This window comes from Streptomyces sp. VTCC 41912, assembly GCF_045799175.1.
Taxonomy (GTDB): Bacteria; Actinomycetota; Actinomycetes; order Streptomycetales; family Streptomycetaceae; genus Streptomyces; species Streptomyces albulus_C.
Genome location: NZ_JBJMAB010000052.1, coordinates 1 through 13743, shown reverse-complemented (window position 1 = coordinate 13743; position 13743 = coordinate 1). Strand labels below are relative to the sequence as shown.

General features: G+C 73.6%; 14 protein-coding genes. 2 read left to right on the top strand and 12 right to left on the bottom strand.

The features are described 5' to 3' along the window. Positions 1-48: 48 nt before the first annotated feature. From ACJ6WD_RS37610 to ACJ6WD_RS37585, 6 genes are all read right to left on the bottom strand, one after another. On the bottom strand, positions 49-1335 hold the full coding sequence (locus tag ACJ6WD_RS37610; RefSeq protein ID WP_233658915.1) for an alpha/beta fold hydrolase: 1287 nt from the start codon (positions 1333-1335) through the stop codon (positions 49-51). Then, positions 1332-2531, bottom strand: a complete 1200-nt coding sequence (gene alr / locus ACJ6WD_RS37605) for an alanine racemase (RefSeq protein WP_233658916.1) — start codon at positions 2529-2531, stop codon at positions 1332-1334. Before alr ends, ACJ6WD_RS37610 begins: the two co-directional genes overlap by 4 nt. Before the next feature lie 186 nt (positions 2532-2717). Next, on the bottom strand, positions 2718-4151 hold the full coding sequence (locus ACJ6WD_RS37600; protein ID WP_407617494.1) for an NAD(P)H-hydrate dehydratase: 1434 nt from the start codon (positions 4149-4151) through the stop codon (positions 2718-2720). Positions 4152-4238: 87 nt separating this feature from the next. Beyond that, positions 4239-4610 carry a holo-ACP synthase gene (locus ACJ6WD_RS37595; protein WP_037633743.1) on the bottom strand — a complete coding sequence of 124 codons (372 nt, stop codon included), beginning with the start codon at positions 4608-4610 and terminating at the stop codon, positions 4239-4241. Position 4611: 1 nt separating this feature from the next. Next, the gene (gene glmS, locus ACJ6WD_RS37590; RefSeq protein WP_233658918.1) at positions 4612-6459 is read right to left on the bottom strand and encodes a glutamine--fructose-6-phosphate transaminase (isomerizing); all 1848 of its coding nucleotides are present in this window, start codon (positions 6457-6459) and stop codon (positions 4612-4614) included. Positions 6460-6484: 25 nt separating this feature from the next. Then, the gene (locus ACJ6WD_RS37585) at positions 6485-6721 is read right to left on the bottom strand and encodes a hypothetical protein (protein ID WP_016575941.1); all 237 of its coding nucleotides are present in this window, start codon (positions 6719-6721) and stop codon (positions 6485-6487) included. 164 nt (positions 6722-6885) lie between these two features. On the opposite strand from ACJ6WD_RS37585, the gene coaA reads away from it, so the two are divergent. Beyond that, the gene (gene coaA / locus ACJ6WD_RS37580; protein WP_016575942.1) at positions 6886-7875 is read left to right on the top strand and encodes a type I pantothenate kinase; all 990 of its coding nucleotides are present in this window, start codon (positions 6886-6888) and stop codon (positions 7873-7875) included. A gap of 21 nt (positions 7876-7896) precedes the next feature. Here the strand turns inward: coaA and glmM are convergent, their stop codons facing one another. The 3 genes from glmM to rplM form a co-directional block, all read right to left on the bottom strand. Next, positions 7897-9255 carry a phosphoglucosamine mutase gene (gene glmM / locus ACJ6WD_RS37575; RefSeq protein ID WP_233658919.1) on the bottom strand — a complete coding sequence of 453 codons (1359 nt, stop codon included), beginning with the start codon at positions 9253-9255 and terminating at the stop codon, positions 7897-7899. Between the two features lie 140 nt (positions 9256-9395). After that, a complete protein-coding gene (gene rpsI / locus ACJ6WD_RS37570; protein ID WP_016578436.1) occupies positions 9396-9908 on the bottom strand; it encodes a 30S ribosomal protein S9 in 513 nt (170 codons plus the stop codon). A gap of 44 nt (positions 9909-9952) precedes the next feature. After that, entirely contained in the window at positions 9953-10396 is a 444-nt protein-coding gene (gene rplM / locus ACJ6WD_RS37565) for a 50S ribosomal protein L13 (protein WP_016578437.1), read from the bottom strand. A 431-nt stretch (positions 10397-10827) separates the two neighbouring features. Here rplM and ACJ6WD_RS37560 point away from each other — a divergent pair, with 431 nt between their 5' ends. After that, entirely contained in the window at positions 10828-11691 is an 864-nt protein-coding gene (locus ACJ6WD_RS37560; protein WP_233658920.1) for a hypothetical protein, read from the top strand. Between the two features lie 51 nt (positions 11692-11742). On the opposite strand, the gene truA is transcribed toward ACJ6WD_RS37560, so the two are convergent. The 3 genes from truA to ACJ6WD_RS37545 form a co-directional block, all read right to left on the bottom strand. Then, positions 11743-12594 (bottom strand): tRNA pseudouridine(38-40) synthase TruA, encoded by an 852-nt coding sequence (gene truA, locus ACJ6WD_RS37555; RefSeq protein ID WP_044376194.1) that lies wholly within the window; start codon positions 12592-12594, stop codon positions 11743-11745. 85 nt (positions 12595-12679) lie between these two features. Then, the gene (rplQ, locus tag ACJ6WD_RS37550; protein WP_016571072.1) at positions 12680-13144 is read right to left on the bottom strand and encodes a 50S ribosomal protein L17; all 465 of its coding nucleotides are present in this window, start codon (positions 13142-13144) and stop codon (positions 12680-12682) included. Positions 13145-13336: 192 nt separating this feature from the next. Further along, positions 13337-13743, bottom strand: a 407-nt coding sequence (locus ACJ6WD_RS37545) for a DNA-directed RNA polymerase subunit alpha C-terminal domain-containing protein (protein WP_355843952.1), incomplete at its 5' end; no start/stop codon positions are given.

Sequence of the window (13743 nt, the reverse complement as noted above, 5' to 3'; positions counted from 1 at the left end):
CGGGCTGCCGGTCCCGCGTCGGGCCCGGCACCGGCGCCGGGGCCCGGCTCAGGCCCGCGCGGTGCGCGACCGGCGGGCCGCCGCGCTCGCCCGTTCCACCAGCCCCACCAGGTGGTCGTTGACCAGCTCGGGCCGCTCCAGCATCACCAGGTGCCCGGCGTCCGGGACGCACACCAGCTCGGCGTCCGGCAGCACCTCGGCGATGGTCCGGCTGTGCTCGGCCGGCGTGATCAGGTCCTTCTCCCCGGCCAGCACCAGCGCCGGCACCGCGTCGTACGCCACCAGCGCCTCGGTCTTGTCGTGCACCGCGAACGCCGGGAAGAACTCGGCGACCACGTCGATCGGGGTCGCCTCGATCAGCCGCTCCCCGAACCGCGCGATCGCCGGGTCCACGTCCTGCGCGCCGAACGAATAGCGCTTGATCAACCCCGCGAACAGGTCGGCGGTGGCCCGCCGGCCCCGCTCGACGATCTCGCTCTGCCGCCCCAGCGCCTTGAGCACCCCCGGCGCCAGCAGGTGGAACGCCTTCGAGCCCATCGACGGCAGCCCGAAACCCACCTCGCTCAGCCGGCCCGCCGACGTCCCGATCAGCGCCACGCCGACCACCCGCTCCGCCACGTACTCGGGGAACTGGTCGGCCAGCGCCATCACCGTCATCCCGCCCATCGAGTGCCCGACCAGCACGATCGGCCCCTCGGGCACCGCGGCGTCCAGCACCGCCTTCAGGTCCCGGCCCAGCAGGTCGATGGTGACCGGTTCGGTCCCCTCGATCTGCCCGTGGCCGCGCGCCGAGCGGCCGTGGCTGCGCTGGTCCCAGTGCACCGTGCGGACCGCGCCACGCAGCGCGGCGCGCTGGAAGTGCCAGGAGTCCTGGCCGAGGCAGTAGCCGTGGCTGAAGACGACCGTGGGCGCCGGGGAGCGCCGCCCCAGGGCCGCCGTCAGCCGCTTGTGCAGCCCGGTCCGGGCCTCGTGCGCGGCCCGCGTCTCCTTGCCCGCGCGGCTGCCCCCGGCTGCCCTGCCGCCCTTGGCAGCCGGACCGGTCGCCACCTCGTCGACCTCGTAGTACAGCTCGGTCCCGTCCTCGGCGAGCGCCACCCCCGAGGTGCCGCGCAGCGTGCCGTACGGGCCCGCCGCGTCCAGCGCCAGCCGCGCCCGGCGCCGCATCCCGCGGCCGACCGTCAGACGCTCTATGGCCACCCCGGCCGCCGCACCCGCCGCGACCACGCCGATCGCCAGGCCCGCGAAGCCCGCCTGACGCCCCGCCTTGGCCCAGTTGCCGGCCGCCTCCGCGGCGGTCTCGACCGCCTGCGCCGCGGCCTCCGTCCCGTCGGTCATGCCACGCCCCCCGTCAGCGCCGTGTCACCCTCGCTCCGGTCCCCGGCCTGCGCCGGCACCTCGCTGTCCACGTAGACGCGCGGCACCCGCTTGCCGATCCGCGTGACGATCTCGTACCCGATGGTTCCGGCCGCCCGCGCCCAGTCCTCCGCGCTCGGCTCCCCGCGGTCCCCGGGGCCGAACAGCACCGCCGGCTCGCCGACCTCGGCCTGGTCGCCGCCCAGGTCCACCACGAACTGGTCCATCGCGATCCGCCCGGCGACCGTCCGCCACTTCCCGGCGACCAGCACCGGTCCGGTGCCCGAGGCGTGCCGCGGGATCCCGTCGGCGTACCCCAGCGGGACCAGCGCCAGCGTCGTCTCCCCCGGCGTCGTGTAGTGGTGCCCATACGACACCCCGTGCCCGCCCGGCACCCGCTTGACCGACGCCAGCGACGCCTCCAGCGTCATCACCGGCCGCAGCCCGAAGTCCTCGGGGGTGCCGAGCTCGGGGCTGGGCGAGACCCCGTAGACGCCGATGCCGGTGCGGACGAGGTCGAAGTGGGCCTCGGGGAGGGTGAGCAGCGCCGGGGTGTTGGCGATGTGCCGCACCTCCGGGCGCAGCCCGGCCGCCTCCGCGACGGCCAGCGCCCGGTGGAACTCCGCCAGCTGGGCGGCGATCGACGGGTGCCCGGGCTCGTCGGCGCAGGCGAAGTGCGACCAGACGCCGGTGACCGCGAGCAGGCCCTCGGCCTCGGCGGCCCGGGCGGCGGCGGTCAGTTCCGTCCACTCCGCGGGCGGGCAGCCGTTGCGCCCCAGCCCGGTGTCGACCTTGAGCTGCACCCGCGCGGCGCGCTGGCAGTCGCGCGCCGCGGCGACGACCTCCCGCAGCGCCCACAGGCCGCTCACCGCGACGTCGACGTCCTGCTCGATCGCTCTGCCCCAGGGCCCGCCGGGCGTCCACAGCCAGCACAGCAGCCGGCCGGCGTCCCCGGCCGCGCGCAGCGCGAACGCCTCCTCGGGCAGCGCCACGCCCAACCAGGGCGCGCCGGCCTCACGGGCGGCGCGGCCGCAGCGGACCGCGCCGTGGCCGTAGGCGTCCGACTTCACGACGGCCATCAGCTGCGCCCGTGGGGCACGCTTCCGCAGTGCACGGACGTTCGACCGCACGGCGGCGAGGTCAATGGCGGCACGGGCTCGCATCGCTGTCTCGTTCATCCCCCTCAGTGTCGCAGGCGAGGCGCTGAGCCGGCCGCCTTCCCACGTTGTGGTGCGGGTGCGTTCCTCCTCCGCGGGGGTCCGGGGGCGGGGTCGCGCGGCGTGGCGGCGGGTGGCGAGGGGCGTCGCCGCCCCACGGCGCGGCGACCGTCGACGGGCCCCGCCCCGCCGCGCGACCCGCCCGTCCTACGAGGACACCACGTTCTCCCACGCCGCCCCCAGCGCCCCCGCCACCTCCGACGCCACGATCGGCTCCCCGTGCCGGCCGGCCGCCAGCCGCCCCGCGAGGCCGTGCAGGTAGGCGCCCGCCGAACCGGCATCGCGCGGGTCGAGGCCCGCCGCCAGCAGCGCGCCGGTGAGGCCGGAGAGCACGTCCCCGCTGCCGGCGGTCGCCAGCCACCCCGTTCCGGTGGGGTTGACCCGCACCGGAACGCCCTCGTCCGGATCTGCCACCAACGTCGTCGAGCCCTTCAGCAGCACCGTCGCCCCGTACCGCCCCGCCAGCTCCCGCACCGAGGCCAGCCGCGCCGCCTCGACCTCCGCGCGCCCGCGCTCCAACAGCGCCGCCGCCTCCCCGGCGTGCGGCGTCAGCAGGGTCCCGGCCGTCCGCCGCCGCACCTGCTCGGGCGTCAGGAAGCGCAGCCCGTCCGCGTCCACCAGCACCGGGACGTCCGCCGCCAGCACCTCCGCCAGCGCCCCCGACTCGTCGCCGAGGCCCGGCCCGATCACCCACGACTGGACCCGGCCGGCCTTCTCCGGCGGGCCGGCGTGCACCAACGTCTCCGGGAACCGCGCCAGCACCGCCTCCGCCGCCGGTCCCACGTACCGCACCGCCCCGGCACCGCCCCGCAGCGCACCGGCCACCGCCAGCACCGCCGCCCCCGGGTAGCGCGCCGACCCGGCGACCACCCCGACCACGCCCCGCCGGTACTTGTCGCTCTCCGCGGCCGGCCGCGGCAGCAGTTCCGCCACGTCCGCGTGCTGGAGCGCCTCCACGTCCGCACCGGCCGGCGGGCGCAGGCCGATGTCCACCAGGCGGAGCGCCCCGGCCCGTTCGCGCGCGGGGTCGATCAGCAGGCCCGGCTTGTACGCGCCGAACGTCACCGTCGCGTCCGCGCGCACCGCGTCCCCGGACACCTCGCCGGTGTCGGCGTCCACCCCGCTCGGCAGGTCGACCGCCACCACGGTCGCCGCGGCCCGGGCGGCCCGGGCCAGCCGGGCGGCGTCCGGGCGCAGCCCCCCGCGGCCGCCGATGCCGACGATGCCGTCCAGGACCAGATCGGCCCGTTCGAGGTCGCGCAGCGGCTCGGTCGCCACCCGGCCGCCGGCCGCGCGCAGCGCCGACAGGCCGCCGGCGTGGGCCCGTTCGGGTGCGAGCAGCACCGCGGCCACCCCGGCGCCGCGGCGCGCCAGCCGGGCGCCGGCGTACAGCGCGTCCCCGCCGTTGTCGCCGCTGCCCACCAGCAGCACCACCCGGGAGCCGTACACCCGGCCCAGCAACTCCGCGCAGGCGACGGCCAGTCCGGCCGCCGCCCGCTGCATCAGGGCCCCCTCGGGCAACCGGGCCATCAGTTCCCGCTCGGCGGCCCGCACGGTCTTCACGCTGTAGGCAGTCCTCATGCGGCCAGTGTCACACCGGGCCGCGGCGGGGGCGCGGAGCGCACGCCCCCGCACGCCGCCGGGTGCACCGGGGAGCACCCGGGCCGGCTACCCCTCCGCGATCACCACCGCCGAGGCCACCCCGGCGTCGTGACTGAGCGACACGTGCCAGGACCGCACGCCCAGTTCCGCGGCCCGGGCCGCGACCGTGCCCTGCACCCGCAGCCGCGGCTGCCCGGTCTCCTCCACGTACACCTCGGCGTCCGTCCACCGCAGGCCCCCCGGCGCGCCCAGCGCCTTGGCCACCGCCTCCTTCGCCGCGAACCGGGCCGCCAAGGAGGCGATGCCCCGGCGTTCACCGCTCGACAGGTTCAACTCCGTCTCGTTGAACAGCCGGTGCGCCAGCTCCGGCGTCCGCCGCAGCGCCGCGTCGAACCGGTCGATCTCCGCGACGTCGATCCCAACCCCGATGATCACCAGGTCACTCCACCGTCACCGACTTGGCGAGGTTGCGTGGCTGGTCGACCTCGTTCCCCCGGGCGGTGGCCAGCTCGCACGCGAACACCTGCAGCGGCACCGAGGACACCAACGGCTGCAGCAGCACCGGCGTCCGCGGGATCCGCACGAGGTGGTCGGCGTACGGCACCACCGCCTCGTCGCCCTCCTCGGCGATCACGATGGTGCGGGCGCCGCGGGCCCGGATCTCCTGGATGTTGGAGACGATCTTGTCGTGCAGCACGGACCGGCCGCGGGGCGACGGGACGACCACGACCACCGGCAGGTCCTCCTCGATGAGCGCGATCGGGCCGTGCTTGAGCTCGCCGGCCGCGAAGCCCTCGGCGTGCATGTACGCCAGTTCCTTGAGCTTGAGCGCGCCCTCCAGGGCCACCGGGTAGCCGACGTGCCGGCCCAGGAACAGCACGGTGTTCTTGTCCGCGAGGGAACGGGCCAGCTCCCGGACCGGCTCCATGGTGCCGAGGACCTGCTGCACCTGCGTGCCGATCGCCGCCAGTTCGCGCACCACGTCCCGGATCTCGTCGCCCCACTTGGTGCCGCGCACCTGCCCGAGGTACAGCGCGACCAGGTAGACCGCGACCAGCTGGGTCAGGAACGCCTTCGTCGACGCCACCGCGACCTCCGGCCCGGCGTGCGTGTACAGCACCGCGTCCGACTCGCGGGGGATGGTCGAGCCGTTGGTGTTGCAGATGGCGAGCACCCGCGCGCCCTGCTCCCGGGCGTGCCGCAGCGCCATCAGGGTGTCCATGGTCTCGCCGGACTGGCTGATGGCGATCACCAGCGTGCGGTGGTCCAGGATCGGGTCGCGGTAGCGGAACTCGCTGGCCAGCTCGGTCTCGCAGGGGATCCGCGTCCAGTGCTCGATGGCGTACTTGGCGATCATGCCGGCGTGGTAGGCCGTCCCGCACGCCACGATGACGACCTTGGAGACCTCCCGCAGCACCGCCGGCGGGATCCGCACCTCGTCCAGGGACAGCACCCCGGCCGCGTCGACCCGGCCCAGCAGGGTGTCCGCGACCGCCTTCGGCTGCTCGGCGATCTCCTTGAGCATGAAGTAGTCGTAGCCGCCCTTCTCGGCGGCCGAGGCGTCCCAGTCCACGTGGTACGAACGGACCTGCGCCGGCGCCCCGTCGAAGTCGGTGACCGTCACCCCGTCCCGGCGCAGCTCCACGACCTGGTCCTGCCCCAGCTCGACGGCCTGCCGGGTGTACGCGATGAACGCCGCCACGTCCGAGGCCAGGAACGCCTCGTCCTCGCCGATGCCCACCACCAACGGGGAGTTGCGGCGCGCCCCGACGACCACGTCCGGCGCGTCGGCGTGCACCGCGACGAGGGTGAACGCCCCCTCCAGCCGCCGGCACACCTGCCGCATCGCCTCGGCCAGCTCCCCGCACGAGGAGTACTCCTCGGCCAGCAGGTGCGCGACCACCTCGGTGTCCGTCTCGGACGCCAACGCGTGGCCGCGGTCGGCGAGTTCGGCGCGCAGCGCGGCGAAGTTCTCGATGATGCCGTTGTGGACGACGCTGACCCGTCCGGCGTTGTCGAGGTGCGGATGGGCGTTGGCGTCCGTCGGGCCGCCGTGGGTGGCCCACCGGGTGTGGCCGATGCCCACCGCGCCCGTGGGCAGCGGCCGATCGGCCAGCTCCTTCTCCAGGTTGGCCAGCTTGCCGGCCTTCTTGGCCGCCGCCAGCCCACCGTCCGCCAGCACCGCGACCCCGGCCGAGTCGTAGCCCCGGTACTCCAGCCGTTTCAGCCCGGCCAGCACCACCTCAAGGGCGCTCTGCCCGCCCACGTATCCCACGATTCCGCACATGGGGGCAGCCTACGCCGGGGCCTTGTCAATACCCGCGAGCTATCCGGTCCCGCGCCTCGCGGACGCGTTCGCGCAGTTCCTCGTCGGCCTCCGGGTCGGCGCCCGGCTCGTAGCGGTCCAGGAAGTCCGTCAGGTCCTCCCCGAGGTCCTCGTCCGGCAGGTCCTCGGCCAGTTCGGCGTGGACCCGCGCGGCGAAGCCGTCCGCCCGCAGCCGTCGTTGCCTGGCCCGTTCGCGCAGTAGTTCCCGCAGGCGCGCTCGCACGCCACCCCCCTGTGTCGCCACGGCGCCCCCTGGCGCCGCCCCCGGTCACCGACCGTACCGGGCTCCGCCCAGGCCGGCCACAAACGCACAGGTCCGGTCGGGCCCGGCCACCGCACCACCACCCCGCCGCCGGGCCGCCCGCGCCGGCCCCGGACAATGGGCCCGTGCCCCTGACGACGGATCCGCAGCAACGACGCCGCACCGACAGCTCGCCGTACGTCGACCTGACCCGCGCGGAGTGGAGCGCCCTGCGGGAGAAGACCCCGCTGCCGCTCACCGCCGAGGAGGTCGAACGGCTGCGCGGCCTGGGCGACGTCATCGACCTCGACGAAGTGCGCGACGTCTACCTCCCGCTGTCCCGGCTGCTCAACCTCTACGTCGGCGCCACCAGCAACCTGCGCGGCGCGCTCAACACCTTCCTCGACGACACCGGCAACGGCCACGGCGCCCAGCCCGGCACGCCGTTCGTCATAGGCGTCGCGGGCAGCGTCGCGGTCGGCAAGTCCACCACCGCCCGGCTCCTCCAGGCCCTGCTGGCCCGTTGGCCGGAGCACCCGCGCGTCGAGCTCGTCACCACCGACGGCTTCCTCTTCCCCAACGCCGAACTCCACCGCCGCGGCCTGATGTCCCGCAAGGGCTTCCCGGAGTCCTACGACCGCCGGGCCCTGACCCGCTTCGTCGCGGACGTGAAGTCCGGCAAGGCGGAGGTCACCGCGCCCGTCTACTCGCACCTGATCTACGACATCGTGCCCGACGAGCGGCTGACCGTGCACCGGCCCGACATCCTCATCGTCGAGGGCCTCAACGTCCTCCAACCGGCCCTGCCCGGCAAGGACGGCCGCACCCGGCTGGGCCTCGCCGACTTCTTCGACTTCTCGGTCTACGTGGACGCCCGCACCGAGGACATCGAGCGCTGGTACCTCGGCCGGTTCCGCAAGCTGCGCGGGACGGCCTTCCAGGACCCGTCCTCGTACTTCCGCAAGTACACCCAGGTCTCCGAGGACGAGGCGCTGGAGTACGCCCGCATGATGTGGCGCACCATCAACCGGCCCAACCTGGAACAGAACGTGGCTCCCAACCGCGGCCGCGCCACCCTCGTCCTGCGCAAGGGCCCGGACCACAAGGTGCAGCGGCTGTCGCTGCGGAAGCTGTAGACCCCGCCGATCGGAACTCCGTTATCCCAGCGCGGACTTGACCGCGTCGGCCAGCCGCTGCGCGACCGCCCGGGCCTGCTCGATGTCGGCGGCCTCGACCATCACCCGGACCAGCGGCTCGGTGCCGGACGGCCGCAGCAGCACCCGCCCGGTGGCGCCCAGTTCCTGCTCCGCCTCGGAGACCGCCGCGGCGACCTCGGCGGAGCTGCCCACCCGCGCCTTGTCGACGTCGGGGACGTTGATGAGGATCTGCGGCAGCCGCTCCATCACGCCCGCCAGCTCGGCCAGCGACCGGCCGGTCGCCGCGACCCGGGCGGCCAGCATCAGCCCGGTCAGCGTGCCGTCACCGGTCGTGGCGTGGTCCAGCACGATGACGTGCCCGGACTGCTCGCCGCCCAGCGCGTAGCCGTGCGCCTTCATCTCCTCCAGGACGTACCGGTCGCCGACCCCGGTCTGCACGAGGTCGATGCCCTCGCCCTCCATGGCCAGCTTGAAGCCCAGGTTGGACATGACGGTGGCGACGACGGTGTTCTTGCGCAGCGTCCCGGCCTCGCGCATCCCGAGCGCCAGGACGGCGAGGATCTGGTCGCCGTCGACCTCGTTGCCGGCGTGGTCCACGGCCAGGCAGCGGTCCGCGTCACCGTCGTGGGCGACGCCCAGCGCGGCGCCGTGCTCGACGACGGCGGCCCGGAGCTTGTCGAGGTGCGTGGAGCCGCAGGCGTCGTTGATGTTGAGCCCGTCCGGCTCGGTGCCGAGGGTGACGACCTCGGCGCCGGCCCGCGCGAACGCCTCCGGCGAGACCCGGGCGGCCGCGCCGTGCGCACCGTCGATGACGACCGTGAGCCCGTCCAGCCGGTTGGGCAACACGCCGACCAGGTGCGCGACGTACTTGTCGAAGCCCTCGTCGTAGTCGGTGACCCGGCCCACGCCGCCACCGGTCGGCCGCTCCCACGGCTCACCGGCGCTGTGCGCGCGGTAGGTCTCCTCGATCCGGTCCTCCAGCTCGTCGGCGAGCTTGTGACCGCCCCGGGCGAAGAACTTGATGCCGTTGTCGGGCATCGGGTTGTGGCTGGCGGAGAGCATCACGCCCAGGTCGGCGCCGAGCGCGCCGGTCAGGTACGCCACCGCCGGGGTCGGCAGCACGCCCACCCGCAGCACGTCCACTCCGGCACTGGCCAGGCCGGCGACCACCGCGGCCTCCAGGAACTCCCCCGACGCCCGCGGATCGCGTCCGACCACGGCCACCGGCCGGTGTCCCTCAAACGTCCCCGCCTCGGCCAGCACGTGAGCCGCCGCGACCGACAGACCGAGCGCCAGCTCCGCCGTCAGGTCCGCGTTGGCGACGCCGCGCACACCGTCTGTGCCGAAGAGTCGTGCCACTGGTGTCCTCCGAAGTAGATGAGCTGTGACCGGGGCTTGGATTCCAGGTATACGCCGCCGGTCGCCGAAAGCCGAACGCCCCGGCAGCACGGAAGTGCCACCGGGGCGTTCGACAAGGGCTGCCTGCGTGCAGCGCGCGATTAGCGCTTGCTGTACTGCGGCGCCTTGCGGGCCTTCTTCAGACCGGCCTTCTTGCGCTCGACCGCACGGTCGTCACGCTTGAGGAACCCGGCCTTCTTCAGGGCCGGACGGTTCGCGTCCACGTCGGCCTCGTTCAGCGCACGGGCCACGCCCAGGCGCAGCGCACCGGCCTGGCCGGAGATGCCGCCGCCGGAGATGCGGGCGATGACGTCGTAGCGGTTGTCCAGCTCGAGCACCTTGAAGGGCTCGTTGACTTCCTGCTGGTGCACCTTGTTGGGGAAGTAGCCCTCAAGGGTGCGACCGTTGATCTTCCACTGACCGGAGCCCGGAACGATCCGGACGCGGGCGATGGCGTTCTTGCGACGGCCCAGGCCGGCGGCCGGCTGCGGCTCGCCGAAGCGGGACGCGAGGGACTCGGAGGTGTACTCGCCCTCCAGCGGGACCTCGGTCTCGGTGGTGTACTCCTCGACCTCAACCTCGTCCAGCGGGGTCTCGGGGGTGGTCTCAGCCACGATGCTCCTTAAGAATTCTCTGTCGTCTTAGGGGGTGGCCGGACTTACTGCGCGACCTGGGTGATCTCGAACGGGACCGGCTGCTGCGCAGCGTGCGGGTGCTCGGCGCCCGCGTAGACCTTCAGCTTCGAGAGCATCTGACGGCCGAGGGTGTTCTTGGGGAGCATGCCCTTGATGGCCTTCTCGACGGCCTTCTCGGGGTTCTTGTCCAGCAGCTCGTCGTAACGGACCGAGCGCAGACCACCCGGGAAGCCGGAGTGGCGGTACGCCAGCTTCTGGGTGCGCTTGTTGCCGGAGAGGTGCACCTTGTCGGCGTTGACGATGATGACGAAGTCACCCATGTCAACGTGAGGGGCGTAAACCGGCTTGTGCTTACCCCGGAGGAGGGACGCAGCCTGGCTGGCCAGACGGCCCAGGACAACGTCCTGCGCGTCGATGATGTGCCACTGGCGCTGAACGTCGCCGGGCTTGGGGCTGTACGTACGCACGTCTTAGCCTTCGCTTCGTGAGTTGGGGTATCCCCGTGGTCCGAAGGGACCGCGGGGAAGGGTCCTGTACTGGCACCGCGGCTGCTCGCACAGTGAGATGGCGCTACGGGCGACGCAACCCGATCGTCCACCGCTGGTGAGCGGCTCGGCTAGCCGCGCAAGGCCCCTCACGTGAGATAGAGCAAGCCCATACGCATAACGAACCAGCAGGATACTGACCCAACCCCGTACGGGTCAAAACGCGCCCCGGACAGGCGTGCGGCCGGCCCCCCTCATCCCACCTGCGATCATGGCCCCCGCCCGGCCCCGGCCGGCTCCCTCCCCGGATCCGCACCGCGCCCGCGCCCCCGCGGCACCCCGCTCCAGCACCGGCCGCAACGGGTTCCGCACCGCCCGCCACACCGCCGGCCCGGCGCATTAGGATGCGCGGCATGAGCTTTGGGCAAGGGGGGCCGTTCGGCGGCCCGGGGGGTTCCACTCCGGACTGGGAGGCGCTGGCCGACGAGAGTCAGGCCCGCTCCCGCCGCAAGCGCTGGGTCGTGATCGGCGGAGGTGCCGTCGCCGCACTCGCGGTCGCCGGCATCGTCGCCGTCGCCGTGATCAACAGCAACGGCTCCACCGGCGGCAACGCCACCGCCCGGCCCACCGCGTCCGGCCAGTCCGCGCTGCCGGACGACAAGCCGTCCTTCCCCGACGTCTCGGTCCCGCCCCCGCCCAATCCGCAGGACTACATCTCCGACCCCAAGAAGGACACCGCGCCGCTCACCCCGGCCACCCTCTTCCCGCAGCAGGCCATGGTCGTCGGCGAGCACAGCTACCCGCAGACCAGCACCGCCGGCACCGCGGACTGCACCGCCGGCGCCCAGGGCGCCCTGGTCTCCTCGCTCCACCACAACGGCTGCAAGCAGCTGCTGCGCGCCACCTACTCCCAGGGCGGGGTCGCGGTCACCATCGGCGTGGCCGTCTTCGACTCGCCGGCCCAGGCCGCCGCGGTGATGAACGAGAACAAGCCCAACCTCCTGCCGCTGGCCGGCGGCGGCGTCCCCGCCAACTTCTGCCAGGGCAGCAAGTGCCGGATGACCACCAACGCCACCGGCCGCTACGCGTACTTCACCATCGCCGGCTACACCGACGGCAAGGACGTCACCGCCGGCGAGACCAAGTCCCAGCAGATCAGTCGGGACGGCGGCGCCTACGCCTTCACCCAGATCGCCCAGCGCGGCAAGGACCAGGCCGCCAAGGCCGCCGAGCAGCAACTCAAGGAAGCCCAGCGCAAGGCCGGCCAGACCTCCTGACGCCCCGGGCCGCGCCCGCCCCCGACCGACCGCCCGGGGCGGGCCCCGCCCTCAGCAGCAGCCGGCCGACGGCAGCGACCGCTTGTTGCGCGCCTCCTTGTTCCGGGCCATCAGCAGCTCGTCGGCCGGGTAGCCGACCTCCTCCAGCGTCAGCCCGTGCGGCCGGACGACGTGCACCGCGGAATCCCGCACCCCCGCGGCCAGCACCTTCCCCGGCCAGTCCACCGGCCGGTGCCCGTCGCCGACGAACAGCAGGGCCCCCACCAGCGACCGCACCATGTTGTGGCAGAACGCGTCCGCCCGGACCGTCGCCGTGATGATCCCGTCCGCGTCCCGCTCCCAGCTGAGCGCCTGGAGCGTGCGGATCGTCGTCGCCCCGTCCCGCCGCTTGCAGTACGCGGCGAAGTCGTGCTCCCCCAGCAACGGCCGCGAGGCGGCGTTCATCGCCTCGACGTCCAGCTCCCAGTCGTGCCACAGCACGTGCCCGCGCAGCAGCGGATCGACGCCCCCGTGGTGATCGGTGACGCGGTACGCGTACCGCCGCCAGATCGCCGAGAACCGCGCGTTGAAGCCGTACGGCGCCTCCGACACCCGCCACACCCGGACGTCCTTGGGCAGCCGCCCGGCCAGCCGCCGCAGCAGCTTGTCGTGGTGCTCCGCCCACAGCTCGGCCGGCAGGTCCACGTGCGCCACCTGCCCGCGGGCGTGCACCCCGGCATCGGTCCGCCCGGCCACGGTGAGCTCGTACGTCTCGCCGGACCGCGTCACGGTCCGGAGAGCGTCCTCCAACTCCCCCTGGACCGTGCGCTGTTCGCGCTGCTTGGCCCATCCGGAGAACTCCGCGCCGTCGTACGACAGGTCCAGCCGCACCCGGACGAAACCGGGCTCCACTTCGTCACTCACACCAGCAATCCTCTCAGGCCCGCAGCAGACGAAAGCGGGCCCGCCCCAAAGGGGCGGACCCGCTCACCGTTCAGCGACGACGGACTCAGGCGTCCTTCGACTCCTCGGCCGGAGCCTCGGCCGCAGCCTCGGACTCCTTCACCGCGCGCTTGGTCGCGGCCTCGGCCTCGGCGACGGTCGCCTTCTTGGCGATCTCGCCCTCGACCAGCTCGATGACGGCCATGGGGGCGTTGTCACCGCGACGGTTGCCGATCTTGGTGATGCGGGTGTAACCACCCGGACGCTCCGAGAAACGGGGCGCGATCTCGGTGAAGAGCGTGTGGACGACGCTCTTGTCCGTGATCAGCTCCATGACCTGGCGGCGGTTGTGAAGGTCGCCCTTCTTCGCCTTGGTCACCAGGCGCTCCGCGAACGGACGCAGACGGCGGGCCTTGGCCTCGGTCGTCGTGATGCGGCCGTGCTCGAAGAGGCTGGTCGACAGGTTGCGCAGGAGCGCCTTCTCGTGGGAAGCGCTGCCGCCCAGACGGGCACCCTTGGCGGGCTTCGGCATGGTGTTTCTCCTCAAACGTCTGCCCCGGCCGTATCAGGTACCGGAGTCAGTATCCGAGCAGGCGGTTGCCTGTCGGAGATCCGGACCCCTGCTCGGGGCCCGGAGGACCCGCGCCCCCAGAAGGGGCGCGGGGAACCGCGTGGCCGGTCGAGGACCGGCCCGCGGTCAGGATCGAACAGTGAGCCGGAGCCCTCAGTACTGCTCGGTCTCCACGAATCCGGCGTCCGCGTCGTCGTCCGCACCGAAGGCGTCGGCGGCGGCGGTCGGGTCGAATCCGGGCGGGCTGTCCTTGAGCGCCAGGCCCATGCCGGCCAGCTTCGCCTTGACCTCGTCGATCGACTTCGCACCGAAGTTGCGGATGTCGAGCAGGTCGGCCTCGGAACGCGCCACGAGCTCACCCACGGAGTGGATGCCCTCACGCTTGAGGCAGTTGTAGGAGCGGACCGTGAGCTCCAGCTCCTCGATCGGCAGCGCCAGGTCGGCGGCGAGCGCGGCGTCCGTCGGCGACGGGCCCATGTCGATGCCCTCGGCGTCGATGTTCAGCTCGCGGGCGAGACCGAACAGCTCCACCAGGGTCTTGCCGGCCGAGGCCATGGCGT

Excerpts from the sequence above, each read along its gene's own strand:
- ACJ6WD_RS37610 (WP_233658915.1), bottom strand. The coding sequence starts at position 1,335 with ATGACCGACGGGACGGAGGCCGCGGCGCAGGCGGTCGAGACCGCCGCG.
- alr (WP_233658916.1), bottom strand. The coding sequence starts at position 2,531 with ATGAACGAGACAGCGATGCGAGCCCGTGCCGCCATTGACCTCGCCGCC.
- ACJ6WD_RS37600 (WP_407617494.1), bottom strand. The coding sequence starts at position 4,151 with ATGAGGACTGCCTACAGCGTGAAGACCGTGCGGGCCGCCGAGCGGGAA.
- glmS (WP_233658918.1), bottom strand. The coding sequence starts at position 6,459 with ATGTGCGGAATCGTGGGATACGTGGGCGGGCAGAGCGCCCTTGAGGTG.
- ACJ6WD_RS37560 (WP_233658920.1), top strand. The coding sequence starts at position 10,828 with ATGAGCTTTGGGCAAGGGGGGCCGTTCGGCGGCCCGGGGGGTTCCACT.
- rplQ (WP_016571072.1), bottom strand. The coding sequence starts at position 13,144 with ATGCCGAAGCCCGCCAAGGGTGCCCGTCTGGGCGGCAGCGCTTCCCAC.